Genomic DNA, 15,676 nt, shown 5'->3' with positions numbered 1-15,676 from the left:
GTGTGTAAGAAGGCACGCGTCCGCAAGACGCACCCTTCTTAAGCGTCATCGCGCGCCGAGCACCACCATGTTGTCGCGGTGAACCATCTCCGGTTCGGCCGCGTACCCCAGCAGGCGCTCAAACTCTGCGGAAGGCTTGCGGCACAGCAGGCGCGCCTCGGCGCTCGCATAGTTGGCGAGACCGCGGGCAATCTCTGTGCCGCCGGGGTCGCGCACCGCGATCACATCGCCGCGCACGAAGTCGCCCTCCACCGCCACCATGCCGATCGGCAGCAGGCTCTTGCCGTCTTCGCGCAGCTTGGCCGCCGCGCCGGCATCCACCGTCACGGAGCCACGCAGTTGCAGGTGGTCCACCATCCACTGCTTGCGCGCCTGGTTCTTCTGCGTCTGCGCCACGAGCAACGTGCCGATCGATTCGCCCCGGGCCAGCCGCAGCAGCACGTCCGGCTCCCGCCCCCATGCGATGACGGTGGAAGCACCCGAGCCCGCCGCACGTTTGGCCGCGAGGATCTTGGTGATCATCCCGCCCTTGCCGATGCTGGAGCCCGCGCCGCCGGCCATCGCCTCCAGCGCCGCATCGCCAGCCTGTGCCTCGTGGACGAACTGCGCCTGCGGGTCGCGCCGCGGATCGGCGGTGTACAGCCCCTTCTGGTCGGTCAGGATCACCAGCGCGTCGGCTTCGACGAGGTTGGCGACGAGAGCCCCCAGAGTATCGTTGTCACCGAACTTGATCTCGTCGGTGACTACGGTGTCGTTCTCATTGATCACCGGCACCACGCCCAGGCGCAGCAGCGTCAGCAGGGTGGAGCGGGCATTCAGGTAGCGCTCGCGGTCCGCCAAGTCGGCATGGGTCAGCAGCACCTGCGCACTGCCCATGGCTTGCTCGCGCAGCTTGGTCTCGTACATCTGCGCCAGCCCCATCTGTCCCACGGCAGCAGCGGCCTGCAGTTCGTGGATCTCGCCGGGGCGGCTGCTCCAGCCCAGGCGCTTCATGCCTTCGGCGATCGCTCCGCTGGAGACCATGATGACCTCGCGCGGCTCGCCCCCCTGCCCCCGCACCAGCGCTGCCAGTTGGCGGCACCACTCCCCAATGGCCACCTCGTCCAGCCCCCGTCCCTCATTCGTGACGAGACTGGACCCTACCTTGACCACGATGCGACGCGCGTCGCGCAATACACTGGACACCATTTTTATAAGAAATTAGGCCCTAGCGCTTGTCAGGCAAGCGCCAACAGCTATAAATTAAATAGCAATCCTCGCATCACCCACGCGGTGGCTCACCAGCGAAGCGCGGGTCCACCTCAGCCGGCGCATTCTGCGCCAGCTGCTGGGCGTGCACGTGCTGGAAGATGGACTGCACCAGGGGCTCGCAGCCTTCGCGCGTCAGCGCGGAGATTTCGAACACGGGGCCCTTCCATTTGAAGCGCTTCACGAAGTCCTTCACCCGCGCAGCGCGCTCTTCGGATGGCACCATGTCCAGCTTGTTGAGGACCAGCCAGCGGGGCTTTTCATACAGTCCGGCATCGTATTTCTTCAGTTCGCCCACGATGGCCTTGGCCTGGGCCACCGGGTCCACCGCCTCGTCGAAGGGTGCCAGGTCCACCACGTGCAGCAGCAGCCGTGTGCGCTGCAGGTGGCGCAGGAACTGGTGCCCCAGGCCAGCGCCCTCGGAGGCCCCTTCGATCAGGCCGGGAATGTCGGCGACGACGAAGCTCTGCTCCGGCCCCACGCGTACTACGCCCAGGTTGGGGTGCAACGTCGTGAAAGGGTAGTCGGCAATCTTGGGCCGCGCGTTCGACACCGCCGCAATGAAAGTGGACTTACCGGCGTTCGGCATGCCCAGCAGGCCCACATCGGCCAGCACCTTCAGCTCCAGCTTGAGGTTGCGACGCTCGCCGGGCCAGCCGGGCGTCTTTTGCCGCGGCGCACGGTTGATCGCGCTCTTGAAGCGCATGTTGCCAAAACCACCGTCGCCGCCCTTGGCGATGGTGATGACTTCGCCCGGCGTCAGCAGTTCGAACAGCACCTCACCCGTGTCGGCGTCGCTGATGATGGTGCCCACGGGCATCTTGAGCGTGATATCGGAACCCGCGGCACCGAACATATCGGAGCCCTTGCCGTGCTCGCCACGCTTGGCCTCGTGCCGGCGTGAATAACGGAAGTCCACCAACGTATTGAGATTGGGATCCGCCACGGCGAACACATGCCCGCCACGCCCGCCGTCTCCACCGTCGGGCCCCCCGAACTCCTTGTATTTCTCGTGCCGGAACGAGACACAGCCGTTGCCACCGTCACCGGCGGCTACGTCAATAAAGGCTTCGTCGACGAACTTCATGGGTATCCAGTTTACAAAAAGCGCACCTGGGCGCCGGAGGGTGCGCAAAAGGGCGCCATCACGCATGCGCGCGGCTGCGCCAGGCGCTGAAAACAACAAAGCCCCGACGGGTCGGGGCTTTGTTGTCGCTTCAGCGGCGAAGGGCCTTAAGCAGGCGTCACGCTGACCGTGTGCTTGGACAGAGCGCCCTTCGTGCCGAACGACACGTGGCCATCCACCAGGGCAAACAGCGTGTGGTCCTTGCCCAAGCCGACGTTCACGCCGGGATGGATGCGCGTGCCACGCTGGCGCACGATGATGGAACCCGCGCTGATCAGCTCACCACCGTAAGCCTTCACGCCGAGCATTTTGGGCTTGGAGTCGCGCCCGTTTCGCGTAGAGCCGCCGCCTTTTTTCTGTGCCATGAGATCAGCTCCCTGATTTAAGCAGCAATCGCCTGGATCTGCAGTTCGGTGAACTGCTGGCGATGGCCTTGACGTTTCTGATAGTGCTTGCGACGACGCATCTTGAAAATGCGCACTTTGTCGTGCTTGCCATGAGCCACGACCGTGGCCTTCACCGTTGCGCCGGACACCAGGGGCGTGCCAACCTTCAGTTCAGCGCCGTTGCCGACAGCCAGAACTTGGTCAATCACGATCTCCTGGCCTACTTCCGCAGCAATCTGTTCTACTTTGATTTTTTCGCCGGCAGCAACGCGATACTGCTTGCCACCGGTTTTTATGACCGCGTACATGTAAACCTCATCTGAGTTGGAGTTCTACGGACGGACTTCCGCAGAGCCGGCGATTCTAGCATGAGTCGTCAACTCCGCCTAGAGGCAGCAGCCTCCTGTGCTTCCCGCAGGCAGACAGCCCCGCCACCCTTCCTATAATCCTTCTTTCTTCTCCGCACCCGCACTCACCTTGGCCGCCAACTCCCCCAGCACCGCCGCCACCCTCGCCTTGATAGCCGACGACATGCAAGAGGTGGACAAGGTCATCGCATCCCGCCTGCAATCCGCCGTCCCGCTTGTCGGCGAAGTCGCCCGTTACATCATCTCCGCCGGCGGCAAGCGCCTGAGGCCGGCACTGCTTCTGCTGATGAGCGGCGCCCTCGGATATACCGGTTCGCAACGGTTCAATCTGGCGGCAGTAGTGGAATTCATTCACACAGCCACCTTGCTGCATGACGACGTGGTCGATGAATCTACGCTGCGGCGCGGGCGACCGACAGCCAATGAAAATTTTGGCAATCCCGCCAGCGTACTTGTGGGTGACTTCCTGTACACGCGCGCCTTCCAAATGATGGTGGAGACCAGTAGCCTGCGCGTGATGGAGATCCTGGCAGAGGCAACCAATGTCATTGCCGAGGGCGAAGTACAGCAACTCATGAACACGCATGACGCGTCCCTGAGTGAATCAGGATATCTGAACGTCATACGTTCAAAAACGGCCAAGCTGTTCGAGGCCAGCGCGCGTCTCGCGGCCGTTCTGGCAGCCAGTCCGCCAGGAATAGAACACGCCTGCGCGAGCTACGGCCAAGCTCTGGGCACCGCGTTCCAAGTAATCGACGATGTGCTGGACTACGATGGAAATGCCCAGGAAATGGGCAAGAATCTGGGCGACGATCTGCGGGAAGGAAAAGTCACCCTGCCGCTGATCATCGCTATGCAGCGAGGCAATACCCAAGAGCAAGCATTGCTGCGCAGCATCATCGAGACGGGAAGCACCGACGAACTATCCTCCGTCATTTCCATTATCAAAAAGACCGGCGCCTTGGATGCCACGCGCCAGGCTGCCGCCACACAGGCGCAACTCGCGATGGATGCAGCGGCTCACTTACCAAGCAATCCGCACTCCAAAGGTTTGCTACAATTGGCGGCTCAGCTGTTGGAGCGTCGAACTTAACATCGGCGATCGTGGCAGAATCGGGGTGTAGCTTAGCCTGGTAGAGCGCTACGTTCGGGACGTAGAGGCCGGAGGTTCGAATCCTCTCACCCCGACCAGTTATTTTCATGCCCAAGCCCTGCATCGCGGGGCTTTTTTGCATCTGGACGCCGCCCGGAATGCCAAGGAACCGCAGATCTTTAATGCGGTTGCCCTCGCAGAGCCCATGCTGCCCTTAAGCCGCCGGCTGGAGCAAATGTCACTCACACAACGCTTGCGCCATTAAGCCTGTACACACCTTGGGCGATCGGCGATGATTGAAGAGTTTCCCTTCCTTCCATAAGAATCCGCTAGTTACATGGCTGCTATCGACACACAGAAAGAAGCTCAACCGATTGCCCTACCCGGACTGGCGCGCGCGTTGATGTCTGTGGGCAAATTGGATCAAAAAGCGGCGGAAGAAATTTACAAAAAGTCACAAAATAGCCGCAGTAGCTTTATTGCAGAGCTCACGGAATCGAAAATCATCACGCCAAGTGATCTGGCCCATACGGTATCAACCGTATTTGGTGCCCCCTTGCTAGATGTCGATGCGATCGACCGGCAGCGCATCCCCAAAGATCTGTTGGACGTCAAACTGTGCCAGTCCTACAAAGTCATCGCTCTCAGTAAGCGCAATAACCGGCTCATCGTCGCCACCGCGGATCCGACATTTCAAGAGGCCGCAGAAAAGATCAAGTTCACCACACAAATGGGGGTGGACTGGATCATCGCGGAATATGACAAGCTGCTCCGCTTGATTGAGGCGAGCACGAAGAGCGGTACAGAAACGCTCGACGGCATCAACAGCAGTAATGATTTTGAGTTCGGCGATATTCCCGTTGATGAAGCTCCGGACGAGGATGCCGACAATCCCGCGGAAGTCGAGGATGCTCCCGTTGTCAAATTTCTGCACAAGATGCTGCTGGATGCTTTCAATATGCGTGCATCCGATCTGCATTTTGAGCCCTATGAGCACCATTACCGTGTCCGCTTCCGCATAGATGGCGAATTGCGCGAAATCGCATCGCCGCCTATTGCCATCAAGGAGAAGCTGGCCTCGCGCATCAAGGTGATCTCCCGCCTGGATATTTCGGAAAAACGCGTGCCCCAGGATGGCCGCATGAAGCTCAAGGTTGGGCCGGACCGGGTTATCGATTTCCGCGTCAGCACCCTGCCTACGCTCTTTGGCGAGAAGATCGTGATCCGTATTCTCGATCCGAGCAGCGCCAAGCTGGGTATTGACGCACTGGGATATGAGCCCGAGGAAAAGGAGCGTTTGCTGCAGGCCATCAACCGCCCTTATGGAATGATCTTGGTGACCGGACCCACGGGCTCCGGGAAGACCGTATCGCTCTACACATGTCTCAATCTTTTGAACAAGCCCGGCGTCAATATTGCGACCGCTGAGGACCCTTCGGAAATCAACCTCCCCGGTGTGAACCAAGTCAACGTCAACGAGAAAGCCGGCCTCACGTTTGCCGTCGCGCTTAAGTCATTCCTTCGCCAAGATCCGGACATCATCATGGTGGGTGAAATCCGGGATCTGGAAACGGCAGACATTTCAATCAAAGCCGCGCAGACGGGTCACTTGGTGCTCTCTACCCTGCACACCAATGACGCTCCCACGACATTGACGCGCATGCGCAATATGGGCATCGCGCCCTTCAATATCGCATCCAGCGTGATTCTTATTACGGCGCAGCGACTGGCGCGTCGCTTGTGCCCCAATTGCAAGGCGCCCGTGGACATTCCGCATGAGACGCTGCTGGAGGCCGGCTACCGGGACGAGGAGATCGACGGCTCATGGGTTACCTACCGACCGGTGGGCTGCTCCGCCTGCAATAACGGATACAAGGGGCGCGTGGGCATTTACCAGGTCATGCCGGTGTCCGAAGAAATCCAGCGCATCATCCTGCGCGATGGAAGCGCACTGGAAATTGCCGAACAGGCACGCCTGGAAGGCGTCCGTTCTCTGCGTGAATCCGGGCTTCACAAGGCAAAAATGGGATTGACCTCCTTGGAAGAGGTCTTGGCTGTCACCAACGAATAAACAAATCGAGAGAGAAAACAATGGCGACCGTTGCATCGAGGGGCATCAAGGACTTTGTCTTCGAGTGGGAGGGCAAGGATCGTAGCGGCAAGATCGTGCGCGGCGAAGTACGCGCTGCGGGAGAGAACCAGGTCAAGGCGACGCTGCGGCGGCAGGGCGTTCTGCCGACCAAGATCAAGAAGCGCCGGATGAGCGCGGGCAAGAAGATCAAGCCCAAAGACATCGCGCTGTTCACGCGCCAGATGGCCACGATGATGAAGGCCGGCGTTCCGCTGCTTCAGGCATTTGATATCGTGGGCCGGGGTAATACCAATCCCAGTGTGACCAAGCTGCTCAACGATATCCGCGGAGATGTGGAGACAGGAACGTCCCTGAATGCCGCATTCCGTAAATATCCGATGTATTTCGACAGCCTTTACTGCAACCTCGTAGAGGCCGGCGAAGCCGCCGGTATCCTGGAAGCGTTGCTCGACCGGCTGGCCCTGTACATGGAGAAGACCGAGGCCATCAAATCCAAGATCCGGTCGGCGCTGATGTACCCGATCTCGGTGATCATCGTTGCGTTTGTCGTGGTGACGATCATCATGATTTTCGTGATTCCCGCGTTCAAAGAGGTTTTCACCTCGTTCGGAGCCGACCTGCCCGCTCCTACCCTGTTCGTGATGGCCATCAGCGAATTCTTCGTGGCTTACTGGTGGCTGATATTCGGCGTCATCGGCGGGGGGTTCTACTTCTTCATGCAGGCTTGGAAGCGCAGCGAGAAAATGCAGCGTTTCATGGACCGTTTCCTGCTGAAAATGCCCATCTTCGGTGCATTGATCGACAAGTCCTGCGTTGCCCGTTGGACCCGCACCCTGTCGACCATGTTCGCTGCCGGTGTGCCATTGGTGGAGGCACTGGACTCGGTGGCTGGTGCATCGGGCAACTCGGTCTACGCCATCGCGACGGAGAAGATTCAGCAGGAAGTCTCCACAGGTACCAGCCTGACGGCCGCCATGGGGAATGCCAACGTATTCCCCTCCATGGTGCTGCAGATGTGCGCGATCGGCGAGGAATCAGGCTCCATCGACCACATGCTGGGCAAGGCCGCCGACTTCTATGAAGCCGAAGTGGATGAAATGGTGGCCGGCCTGTCCAGCCTGATGGAGCCCATCATCATCGTGTTCCTGGGCACGCTGATCGGTGGCATCGTGGTGTCGATGTACCTTCCGATCTTCAAGCTCGGGCAAGTGGTTTGATGTCAGGCTCGCTAGCAGTGGACGCCGTGCTGGTGGGCGTCCTGGGGATGCTGATCGGAAGCTTTCTCAACGTCGTGATTCATCGCCTTCCGCGCATGATGGAACGGCAATGGGCCGCAGAATGCCGGCAGTACGGGCAGGATGTAGGGCTGCTTTCCTCGGCGGCGCTTCCTGAGGCCGACAACGAGCCCCTCAGCCTGTCCAAGCCGCGCTCACGCTGCCCCTGCTGCGGCCACGCGATCCGCTGGTACGAAAACATTCCGGTCCTGAGCTATTTAGCCCTGCGAGGCCGGTGCGCGGGTTGCGGCACGCGCATCAGCCCCCGGTATCCGCTGGTAGAGCTGGCGACGGGTGCCTTGTTCTATGCATGCGCGCTCCGCTGGGGCTGGAGCCTCACGACCGCCGCATGGTGCGGTTTCTCGGCCGCGCTGGTCACGCTGGCATGCATCGACTGGGACACCACGCTTCTACCCGACGACATCACGCTGCCGCTGCTGTGGGCGGGCCTGCTTGCGGCCGTCTTGCGCTGGATTGAAGTGCAGCCCGTGGATGCCGTCATCGGCGCCGCGGCGGGCTACCTGTCCCTCTGGTCCGTGTATTGGGGGTTCAAGCTGGCCACAGGCAAGGAGGGCATGGGCTATGGCGACTTCAAACTGTTCGCCGCCCTGGGCGCCTGGTTTGGCTGGCAGGCGCTCGTGCCGATCATTCTGCTGGCCTCTGTCATCGGCGCCATCGTCGGTATCGCCATGAAGCTGGCCAGCACCCTGCGCGAAGGCAAGTACGTTCCCTTCGGCCCGTTCCTGGTGGGAGGAGGCATGGCAGCCATGCTATGGGGCCCCGGGCGCATCATGCAGGCCGTCTTTTCCGTGCTGGGGCTCTAAGGTGGGCTCTCGGCAGGCCGGTCCCCGCTCGGTGAAACTGGGCGTGACGGGCGGCATCGGCAGCGGCAAAAGCACGGTGGCCGGCATGTTGCGACAGAACGGCGCGGCACTGATCGACGCCGATGCCATCGCCCGCTCGGTGACCGAGGCGGAAGGCGCCGCCATCGCGGCCCTGCGCGACGAGTTCGGCCCCGACTACATCACCGACGGCGCGCTGGACCGGGCACGCATGCGCACCCTCGTTTTCAGCGATCCCACGGCGAAGCAGCGCCTGGAAGCCATCGTTCACCCCTTCGTGGGACGCGAGATCGCACACGCTGCAGCACAGGCGCACCGCGCGGGCCACGCACTCATCGTGTTCGACATTCCGCTGCTGACGGAGTCGCCCCGTTGGGCCCGGCAGCTGGACGCCGTCCTGGTCGTGGACTGCCGGGAGGAGACGCAGATCCAGCGTGTGCAGATGCGCAGCGGTCTGACCGCCGATGCCGTGCGCGCCATCATGGCCACACAGAGCCCACGCGCCACGCGCCGCGCGGCCGCCGACCTGGTGATCTACAACGACGGGTTGGCGCTGTCAGATTTGCAAACAAAGGCACGCGAGATCGCCGTATTCTTCGGGCTATGATGTGTTCGCACCGGCGTGGTGTGCAATGGTCTGCCGCAGCGCAGCGCTCGCACCCCGCCCCACACCGTGCGCACTCAGGAACCCCGTAGCGTGATCCTTTACGAATACCCTTTCAACGAACGCCTGAGAACCTATCTGCGGCTTGAGCAGCTGTTTCGCCGGCTGGGCGAGCTCATCGCGCGCCCGCATCCCCTGGACCATCACTATGCCCTCGTGACCATGTTCGAGGTCATGGACGTGGCGGCCCGCGCCGATCTCAAAGCCGACGTGCTCAAGGATCTGGAAAAGCACAAGCACCAGCTGGATGCCTATCGCGGCAACCCCTCCATCTCCGAGGAAGCCCTGGACGGCGTGATCGCCCAGCTCGACCAGTGCTTTGCCGCACTCAACGCGCAAACCGGCAAGGCCGGCCAGGCGTTGACCGAGAACGATTGGCTCATGAGCATTCGCAGCCGCGTGGGCATCCCCGGGGGCACCTGCGGCTTTGATCTGCCCGCCTACTACGCGTGGCAGCACCGTCTGCCCCAGGACCGCCAGCACGACCTGCACCACTGGGCCGCCACGCTGGGGCCGTTGGCAGAGTCCGTCTACGTGCTGCTGCGCCTGCTGCGTGATTCGGGGCTGCCGCAGAAAGTGGCGGCCGAGCGCGGGCAGTTCCAGCAGAACCTGCCCCAGGGCCGCACCTTCCAGCTGCTGCGCATGGCGATCGACCCCGCACTGCAACTCATCCCGGAGATCAGCGGCAACCGCCTCATCGTTTCGGTGCGGCTGATGCGCCAGGAAGAAGGCGGCCGCCTGGTTCCCAGCACCGAGGACGCGGCATTTGAACTGACCCTGTGCGCCTGACACGACATGACCGGCACACCCTCCCGCTCCGACACACCTGCGCCCCAAGGCAAGCGAGTGCCTTGCCCGACCTGCGGCGGCCCGAGCCTGTACAGCCCGGCCAACCGCTTCCGCCCGTTTTGCAGTGAACGCTGCAAGCAGATCGATCTGGGGGCCTGGGCAGCCGAAAATTTCCGCATGCCGGCCGAGGCGCCGCCGGAGGATGCGGAGTTCGGCGATCCCAAACGCCAGCCGTGATATTTGAAGAAAAGGCTTGCTAGCGCTTATCCAGCAAGCGCAAGCAGCTATGTATTTTGAAGCAATGTCTCACGCCAGCAGCGAAGCGTCGAAGACCTCGCCACGCTCCTCGGCCAGCCACTGCAGCACGGGATAGGCGCCCGGCAGTACCGGCTTGACCTGCAGCGGCCAGTGCTGCCAGGCCATAGTTTGGCCCTCGCGCATTTCGAACGCACCGCTCCATTCCCGCACCTTGCACCAGTGCAGGCGCACGAGGGCATGCGGGTAGTCATGCTCGGTCACCTTCCAGGCCTCCACCGGGCCGATGGTCACGCCCAGTTCCTCGATGAGTTCGCGGCGCAGCGCCTGCTCCACGGTTTCCCCGGCTTCGATCTTGCCGCCCGGGAACTCCCAGTAGCCCGCGTAGGGCTTGCCCGTGGGGCGGGTGGACAACAGCATCGCCCCGTCCTCTCGCAGCAGAATGCCCACGGCGACCTCGGTGTGCTTGCGCTGTGGCGTGCTGGTCGATTCGCTCATGCGCCCTCGCCCTCCCGCCCTGCGAAATCCCGGGCAAATTGATAGGCCACGCGGCCGCTGCGCGAGCCGCGCTCCAGCGCCCACACCAGCGCCTGCGGGCGCGCGGCCTCGATAGCTTGGGCGGGCACGCCCAGCGCAGCCAGCCACTGCGCCACGATGGCCAGGTACTCGTCCTGGCTGAACGGGTAGAAGCTCACCCACAGGCCGAAGCGCTCGGACAGCGAGATTTTTTCCTCCACCGCCTCGCCCGGATGGACCTCGCCATCGTCGGTGTGGGTGTAGCCCAGGTTCTCCTTCATGTATTCAGGGAGCAGGTGGCGCCGGTTGCTGGTGGCATACACCAGCACATTGGGCGTGGCCGCGGCGACCGAGCCGTCCAGGATCGACTTGAGGGCCTTGTACCCGGCCTCTCCATCCTCAAAGCTCAGGTCATCGCAGTAAACGATGAACTTCTCGGGCCGGCCGGAGACCACGTCCACAATGTCGGGCAGATCCGTCAGGTCCGCCTTGTCCACCTCGATCAGACGCAGGCCCTGGGGTGCATAGCTGTTCAGGCATGCCTTGATGAGCGAGGACTTGCCCGTGCCGCGCGCACCGGTCAGCAGCACGTTGTTGGCGGGCTTGCCTTCGACGAACTGCTGGGTGTTGCGCTGGATCTTTTCTTTCTGCGCATCGATCTCCTTGAGATCGGACAGCTGCATGGCGGCCACATGGCGCACCGGCTCCAGCACACCATGGCCGCCGCTGCGTTTGCGGTAACGCCAGGCGATGGAGGCCGCCCAGTCCGGCGCCGACAATGGCTGCGGCAAGACCGCCTCGATACGGGAGATGAGCTGCTCCGCACGTGCGATCAGCTGGTCGAATTTATCAGTCATTTCCGGCTCTAGCGCTTATCTAACAAGCGCTGACAGCTATCAAAAGGGAAGCATTCAAGAGCGGTAATCCGCGTTGATGGTCACGTAGTCGTGGCTCAGGTCGCAGGTCCACACCGTGTCCACCGCCGTACCGCGGCCCAGCACCACGCGCACGGTGATCTCGCTTTGCTTCATCACGCGCTGGCCGTCTTCCTCGCGGTAGGCCGGATTGCGCCCGCCCTGCACGGCCACATGCACGTCGTCCAGGAACAGGTCGATCTTGGTCTGGTCCAGGTCCGCAATGCCTGCGTAGCCCACGGCCGCCAGGATGCGGCCCAGGTTCGGGTCGCTGGCAAAGAAGGCCGTCTTGACCAGCGGCGAATGCGCGATGGCATAGGCCACCTGCCGGCACTCTTCGCCCGTCTGGCCGCCCTCCACGCGCACCGTGATGAACTTGGTCGCACCCTCTCCATCGCGCACGATGGCCTGTGCCAGCTTTTGCGCCACTTCCAGCAACGCGGCCTTGAGCACACGGCCCTCGGCGCTGTCGAGCGAGGTGATGGGTGCGTGCCGCGCCTTGTGCGTGGCCATCAGCACGAACGAGTCGTTGGTGCTGGTGTCGCCGTCGATGGTCACGCGGTTGAAGGACTGGTCCGCCAGCTCGCGCACGAGCGGGCGCAGCAACTCGGGCGCGATGCAGGCATCCGTGGCCAGGAAGCCCAACATGGTCGCCATGTTGGGGCGGATCATGCCCGCGCCCTTGGAGATGCCGGTAATGGTCACTGTTGCACCGCCCAACTGCACCTGCGTGCTGAACGCCTTGGGCAGCGTGTCGGTGGTCATGATGCCTTCGGCCGCGCGCGCCCAGTGGCCGGGCTGTGCATCGGCCAGCGCGGCGGGCAGCGCGGCTGCAATGCGCTCGTGCGGCAGCGGCTCCATGATGACGCCGGTGGAAAACGGCAGCACCTGGCTGGCCGCCAGACCCAGGTGGCCGGCCAGTGCCTCGCAGGTGGCGCGCGCACGCGCGAGGCCGTCCGCGCCCGTACCGGCGTTGGCGTTGCCCGTGTTCACCACCATGGCGCGAATCGCCTGGCCGCCGTCCAGGTGCTCACGGCACACCTGTACCGGCGCGGCGCAGAAACGGTTCTGCGTGAACACGCCCGCGACGGTGGTGCCTTCGTCCAGCAGGAACACGGTCAGGTCTTTGCGCTGCGCCTTGCGCACACCGGCTTCGGTCACGCCGATGCGCACACCGGCCACGGGGTGCAAATCCGATGCAAGAGGAGCGGAGAGATTCACGGGCATGCGTCGTATTCCTTCAGAAAGAGACGTCGGGGAAACAGGAGAAAAGGCACTGCCAAAGTGCGAACACGGGCCGCAGCCCGTGTTCTTCATTGTGCCGGCATCACGCCAGCTTGCCGTGGCACTGCTTGTACTTTTTGCCGCTGCCGCACGGGCAGGGGTCGTTGCGGCCCACGCGCACGCCGGCGGCGGCAGGCTGCGCGGCGGTGGCGGCATCGGCCACCGTCTCCACTTCGCCGGTCTCGGTGGGCGAGCTGTAGGTAACGTTGCTGATGCCCTCACCCCGGTCTTCCATGGCCTGCGTGGCCTCGTCCAGTTGGGCGCTGGATTGCACCTGCACGGTCATCATGAGGCGCGTGACTTCGTTCTTGACCTGGTCGATCAGCTGGCGGAAGAGCTCGAACGCCTCGCGCTTGTATTCCTGCTTGGGCTGCTTCTGCGCGTAGCCGCGCAGGTGGATGCCCTGGCGCAAATAATCCAGCGCGGAGAGGTGATCGCGCCAGTTGGTGTCGAAGCTCTGCAGCAGCACCATGCGCTCGAACTGCGTGAAGTTCTCCGCGCCCACCTGCCTCACCTTGGCCTGGAAGGCCTCGCGAGCGGCCTGCTGCACCTTCTCCAGAATCTCTTCGTCGGTGATGGCGTCCGAGCCTTCCACCTCTTTCTGCAGCGCCAACGATACTTGCCAGTCGCTGGCCAGCGCCTTTTCCAGGCCTGCGAGGTCCCACTGTTCTTCCACGGACTCGGCAGGCACGTACTGGCGCACCACGTCGGCCATGCAATCGTCGCGCATGGCGTCGATCAACACGCCCAGGTCGGGGGCGTCCAGGATCTCGTTGCGCTGCTGGTAGATCACCTTGCGCTGGTCGTTGGCGACGTCGTCGTACTCCAGCAGCTGTTTGCGGATGTCGAAGTTGCGCGCCTCAACCTTGCGCTGCGCCGACTCGATGCTGCGCGTGACGATACCCGCCTCGATCGCTTCGCCGTCGGGCATCTTCAACCGGTCCATGATGGCCTTGACGCGGTCGCCCGCGAAGATGCGCATCAATTGGTCATCCAGACTCAGATAGAAGCGCGAAGAGCCCGGATCGCCCTGACGGCCCGAGCGGCCGCGCAGCTGGTTGTCGATACGGCGGGATTCATGGCGCTCGGTCGCGATGATGCGCAGGCCGCCGAGTGCCGTCACCTTCTCGTGGTCGAGCTTCCACTGCGCGCGCAGTTCCTGCACACGCGCGGCTCGCTCGGCTTCTGACAGCGACTCATCGGCCTCCAGCGCGGCGATCGCCTTTTCCACGTTGCCGCCCAGAACGATGTCGGTACCGCGGCCCGCCATATTGGTGGCGATGGTGATCATGCCGGGGCGTCCCGCCTGGGCGACGATATCGGCCTCGCGCGCGTGCTGCTTGGCGTTGAGTACCTGGTGCGGCAGGCCTGCCTTGTTCAGCAACTCGGCGATGATTTCCGAGTTCTCGATGGAAGTGGTACCCACCAGCACCGGCTGGCCACGCTCGTGGCATTCGCGGATGTCGGCAATCGCAGCCTCGTACTTCTCACGCGTCGTCTTGTACACGCGGTCGAGCTGGTCGTCGCGCTTGCTGGGCCGGTTGGGCGGGATCACCACGGTTTCCAGTCCGTAGATTTCCTGGAACTCATAGGCCTCGGTATCGGCCGTACCGGTCATGCCCGACAGCTTGTTATAGAGGCGGAAGTAGTTCTGGAAGGTGATGGAGGCCAGCGTCTGGTTCTCGGCCTGGATGTTCACGCCTTCCTTGGCTTCGACGGCCTGGTGCAGGCCTTCGCTCCAGCGGCGGCCGGCCATCAGGCGGCCCGTGAACTCGTCCACGATCACGATCTCGCCGTTCTGCACGACGTAGTGCTGGTCGCGGTGGTAGAGATGGTTGGCGCGCAGCGCCGCGTACAAGTGATGCACCAGCGTGATGTTGGCCGGATCGTAGAGTGACGCCCCTTCCGGAATCAGGCCCTGGCTGGCCAGGATGCGCTCTGCATTCTCGTGGCCCTGCTCCGTCAGGAACACCTGGTGCGTCTTTTCGTCGAGGGTGAAATCCCCCGGTTTGGTCACGCCCTCGCCCGTACGCGGGTCGGCCTCACCCTCCTGGCGCACCAGCAGGGGCACCACCTTGTTCATGGCCACATATAGCGCCGTGTGGTCCTCTGCCTGGCCGCTGATGATCAGGGGGGTACGCGCCTCATCGATCAGGATGGAGTCCACCTCATCGACGATGGCGTAGTTCAGGCCGCGCTGCACGCGCTCGCGCGCGTCGTACACCATGTTGTCGCGCAGGTAGTCGAACCCATACTCGTTGTTCGTTCCGTAGGTGATGTCCGCCTGGTAGGCGGCCTGCTTTTCTTCGCGGGGCATTTGAGGCAGGTTGATACCCACCGTGAGACCCAGGAAGTTGTACAGCCGCCCCATCCATTGCGCGTCACGGCCCGCAAGATAGTCGTTCACTGTCACCACGTGCACGCCCTGGCCCGACAGGGCGTTCAGGTAAACGGGCAGCGTCGCCGTCAGCGTCTTGCCTTCGCCCGTGCGCATCTCGGCGATCTTGCCGTAATGCAGCGCCATGCCACCCACCAGCTGCACGTCGAAGTGGCGCATTTTCATGATGCGCTTGGAACCCTCGCGCACCACGGCAAAGGCTTCGGGTAGCAGAGCGTCCAACGATTCGCCCTGTGCAATGCGATCCTTGAATTCCTGCGTCTTGCCCCGCAGCGCCTCGTCACTCAGCTTCTCATAGTCGGGCTCCATCGCATTGATGCGAGCAACCGTCTTGCGATACTGCTTGAGCAGGCGGTCATTGCGACTGCCGAATATTTTGGTGAGGAAGTTGGTGGCCATGCGAACACGACCGCACTACACGCCAACG

General features: G+C 62.7%; 15 protein-coding genes and 1 tRNA gene. 8 read left to right on the top strand and 8 right to left on the bottom strand.

Going from position 1 to position 15,676, the window contains the following annotated elements; all coding sequences use genetic code 11:
* Nucleotides 1–45 precede the first annotated feature (45 nt).
* From proB to rplU, 4 genes are all read right to left on the bottom strand, one after another.
* Entirely contained in the window at nt 46–1,188 is a 1,143-nt protein-coding gene (gene proB, locus PCQ86_RS04905) for a glutamate 5-kinase (protein WP_270174998.1), read from the bottom strand.
* 73 nt (nt 1,189–1,261) lie between these two features.
* The gene (gene cgtA, locus PCQ86_RS04900) at nt 1,262–2,335 is read right to left on the bottom strand and encodes an Obg family GTPase CgtA (RefSeq protein ID WP_012655754.1); all 1,074 of its coding nucleotides are present in this window, start codon (nt 2,333–2,335) and stop codon (nt 1,262–1,264) included.
* A 146-nt stretch (nt 2,336–2,481) separates the two neighbouring features.
* The gene (rpmA, locus tag PCQ86_RS04895; RefSeq protein WP_270174997.1) at nt 2,482–2,739 is read right to left on the bottom strand and encodes a 50S ribosomal protein L27; all 258 of its coding nucleotides are present in this window, start codon (nt 2,737–2,739) and stop codon (nt 2,482–2,484) included.
* Between the two features lie 17 nt (nt 2,740–2,756).
* Nucleotides 2,757–3,068 (bottom strand): 50S ribosomal protein L21, encoded by a 312-nt coding sequence (gene rplU / locus PCQ86_RS04890; RefSeq protein ID WP_012655753.1) that lies wholly within the window; start codon nt 3,066–3,068, stop codon nt 2,757–2,759.
* Between the two features lie 169 nt (nt 3,069–3,237).
* On the opposite strand from rplU, the gene PCQ86_RS04885 reads away from it, so the two are divergent.
* From PCQ86_RS04885 to PCQ86_RS04850, 8 genes are all read left to right on the top strand, one after another.
* Nucleotides 3,238–4,221: a polyprenyl synthetase family protein gene (locus PCQ86_RS04885; RefSeq protein WP_270174996.1), complete on the top strand. Its 984-nt coding sequence runs from the start codon at nt 3,238–3,240 to the stop codon at nt 4,219–4,221.
* Nucleotides 4,222–4,242: 21 nt separating this feature from the next.
* Nucleotides 4,243–4,319 (top strand) — tRNA-Pro (locus tag PCQ86_RS04880).
* Nucleotides 4,320–4,558: 239 nt separating this feature from the next.
* Complete coding sequence (gene pilB, locus PCQ86_RS04875; protein WP_012655751.1) at nt 4,559–6,292, top strand: type IV-A pilus assembly ATPase PilB; 1,734 nt, start codon at nt 4,559–4,561, stop codon at nt 6,290–6,292.
* Nucleotides 6,293–6,312: 20 nt separating this feature from the next.
* A complete protein-coding gene (locus PCQ86_RS04870; RefSeq protein ID WP_012655750.1) occupies nt 6,313–7,530 on the top strand; it encodes a type II secretion system F family protein in 1,218 nt (405 codons plus the stop codon).
* A complete protein-coding gene (locus tag PCQ86_RS04865; protein ID WP_270174995.1) occupies nt 7,530–8,411 on the top strand; it encodes a prepilin peptidase in 882 nt (293 codons plus the stop codon). The genes PCQ86_RS04870 and PCQ86_RS04865 overlap by 1 nt, the downstream gene beginning before the upstream one ends.
* Before the next feature lies 1 nt (nt 8,412).
* Nucleotides 8,413–9,036 carry a dephospho-CoA kinase gene (gene coaE / locus PCQ86_RS04860; protein WP_172206343.1) on the top strand — a complete coding sequence of 208 codons (624 nt, stop codon included), beginning with the start codon at nt 8,413–8,415 and terminating at the stop codon, nt 9,034–9,036.
* Nucleotides 9,037–9,126: 90 nt separating this feature from the next.
* Nucleotides 9,127–9,882, top strand: a complete 756-nt coding sequence (zapD, locus tag PCQ86_RS04855; RefSeq protein WP_172206340.1) for a cell division protein ZapD — start codon at nt 9,127–9,129, stop codon at nt 9,880–9,882.
* A 6-nt stretch (nt 9,883–9,888) separates the two neighbouring features.
* Entirely contained in the window at nt 9,889–10,119 is a 231-nt protein-coding gene (locus tag PCQ86_RS04850) for a DNA gyrase inhibitor YacG (protein WP_270174994.1), read from the top strand.
* Nucleotides 10,120–10,188: 69 nt separating this feature from the next.
* On the opposite strand, the gene PCQ86_RS04845 is transcribed toward PCQ86_RS04850, so the two are convergent.
* From PCQ86_RS04845 to secA, 4 genes are all read right to left on the bottom strand, one after another.
* Nucleotides 10,189–10,635, bottom strand: a complete 447-nt coding sequence (locus tag PCQ86_RS04845) for an NUDIX domain-containing protein (RefSeq protein ID WP_012655746.1) — start codon at nt 10,633–10,635, stop codon at nt 10,189–10,191.
* On the bottom strand, nt 10,632–11,510 hold the full coding sequence (locus tag PCQ86_RS04840) for an ATP-binding protein (RefSeq protein WP_011804247.1): 879 nt from the start codon (nt 11,508–11,510) through the stop codon (nt 10,632–10,634). Before PCQ86_RS04840 ends, PCQ86_RS04845 begins: the two co-directional genes overlap by 4 nt.
* Nucleotides 11,511–11,564: 54 nt before the next feature.
* Nucleotides 11,565–12,794 carry a bifunctional glutamate N-acetyltransferase/amino-acid acetyltransferase ArgJ gene (argJ, locus tag PCQ86_RS04835; RefSeq protein WP_012655744.1) on the bottom strand — a complete coding sequence of 410 codons (1,230 nt, stop codon included), beginning with the start codon at nt 12,792–12,794 and terminating at the stop codon, nt 11,565–11,567.
* Between the two features lie 100 nt (nt 12,795–12,894).
* The gene (gene secA / locus PCQ86_RS04830; protein ID WP_270174993.1) at nt 12,895–15,648 is read right to left on the bottom strand and encodes a preprotein translocase subunit SecA; all 2,754 of its coding nucleotides are present in this window, start codon (nt 15,646–15,648) and stop codon (nt 12,895–12,897) included.
* Nucleotides 15,649–15,676: the final 28 nt, after the last annotated feature.

The sequence above is a fragment of the Diaphorobacter sp. ED-3 genome, from assembly GCF_027625375.1.
Taxonomy (GTDB): domain Bacteria; phylum Pseudomonadota; class Gammaproteobacteria; order Burkholderiales; family Burkholderiaceae_C; genus Diaphorobacter; species Diaphorobacter nitroreducens.
This window is presented reverse-complemented; position numbering and strand designations above follow the sequence as displayed.

Bases quoted from the DNA above. Each gene is read 5' to 3' on its own strand.
- PCQ86_RS04845 (WP_012655746.1), bottom strand. From the start codon at position 10,635: ATGAGCGAATCGACCAGCACGCCACAGCGCAAGCACACCGAGGTCGCC.
- cgtA (WP_012655754.1), bottom strand. From the start codon at position 2,335: ATGAAGTTCGTCGACGAAGCCTTTATTGACGTAGCCGCCGGTGACGGT.
- proB (WP_270174998.1), bottom strand. From the start codon at position 1,188: ATGGTGTCCAGTGTATTGCGCGACGCGCGTCGCATCGTGGTCAAGGTA.
- PCQ86_RS04840 (WP_011804247.1), bottom strand. From the start codon at position 11,510: ATGACTGATAAATTCGACCAGCTGATCGCACGTGCGGAGCAGCTCATC.
- PCQ86_RS04870 (WP_012655750.1), top strand. From the start codon at position 6,313: ATGGCGACCGTTGCATCGAGGGGCATCAAGGACTTTGTCTTCGAGTGG.
- secA (WP_270174993.1), bottom strand. From the start codon at position 15,648: ATGGCCACCAACTTCCTCACCAAAATATTCGGCAGTCGCAATGACCGC.
- PCQ86_RS04850 (WP_270174994.1), top strand. From the start codon at position 9,889: ATGACCGGCACACCCTCCCGCTCCGACACACCTGCGCCCCAAGGCAAG.
- pilB (WP_012655751.1), top strand. From the start codon at position 4,559: ATGGCTGCTATCGACACACAGAAAGAAGCTCAACCGATTGCCCTACCC.
- argJ (WP_012655744.1), bottom strand. From the start codon at position 12,794: ATGCCCGTGAATCTCTCCGCTCCTCTTGCATCGGATTTGCACCCCGTG.
- rplU (WP_012655753.1), bottom strand. From the start codon at position 3,068: ATGTACGCGGTCATAAAAACCGGTGGCAAGCAGTATCGCGTTGCTGCC.
- PCQ86_RS04865 (WP_270174995.1), top strand. From the start codon at position 7,530: ATGTCAGGCTCGCTAGCAGTGGACGCCGTGCTGGTGGGCGTCCTGGGG.
- rpmA (WP_270174997.1), bottom strand. From the start codon at position 2,739: ATGGCACAGAAAAAAGGCGGCGGCTCTACGCGAAACGGGCGCGACTCC.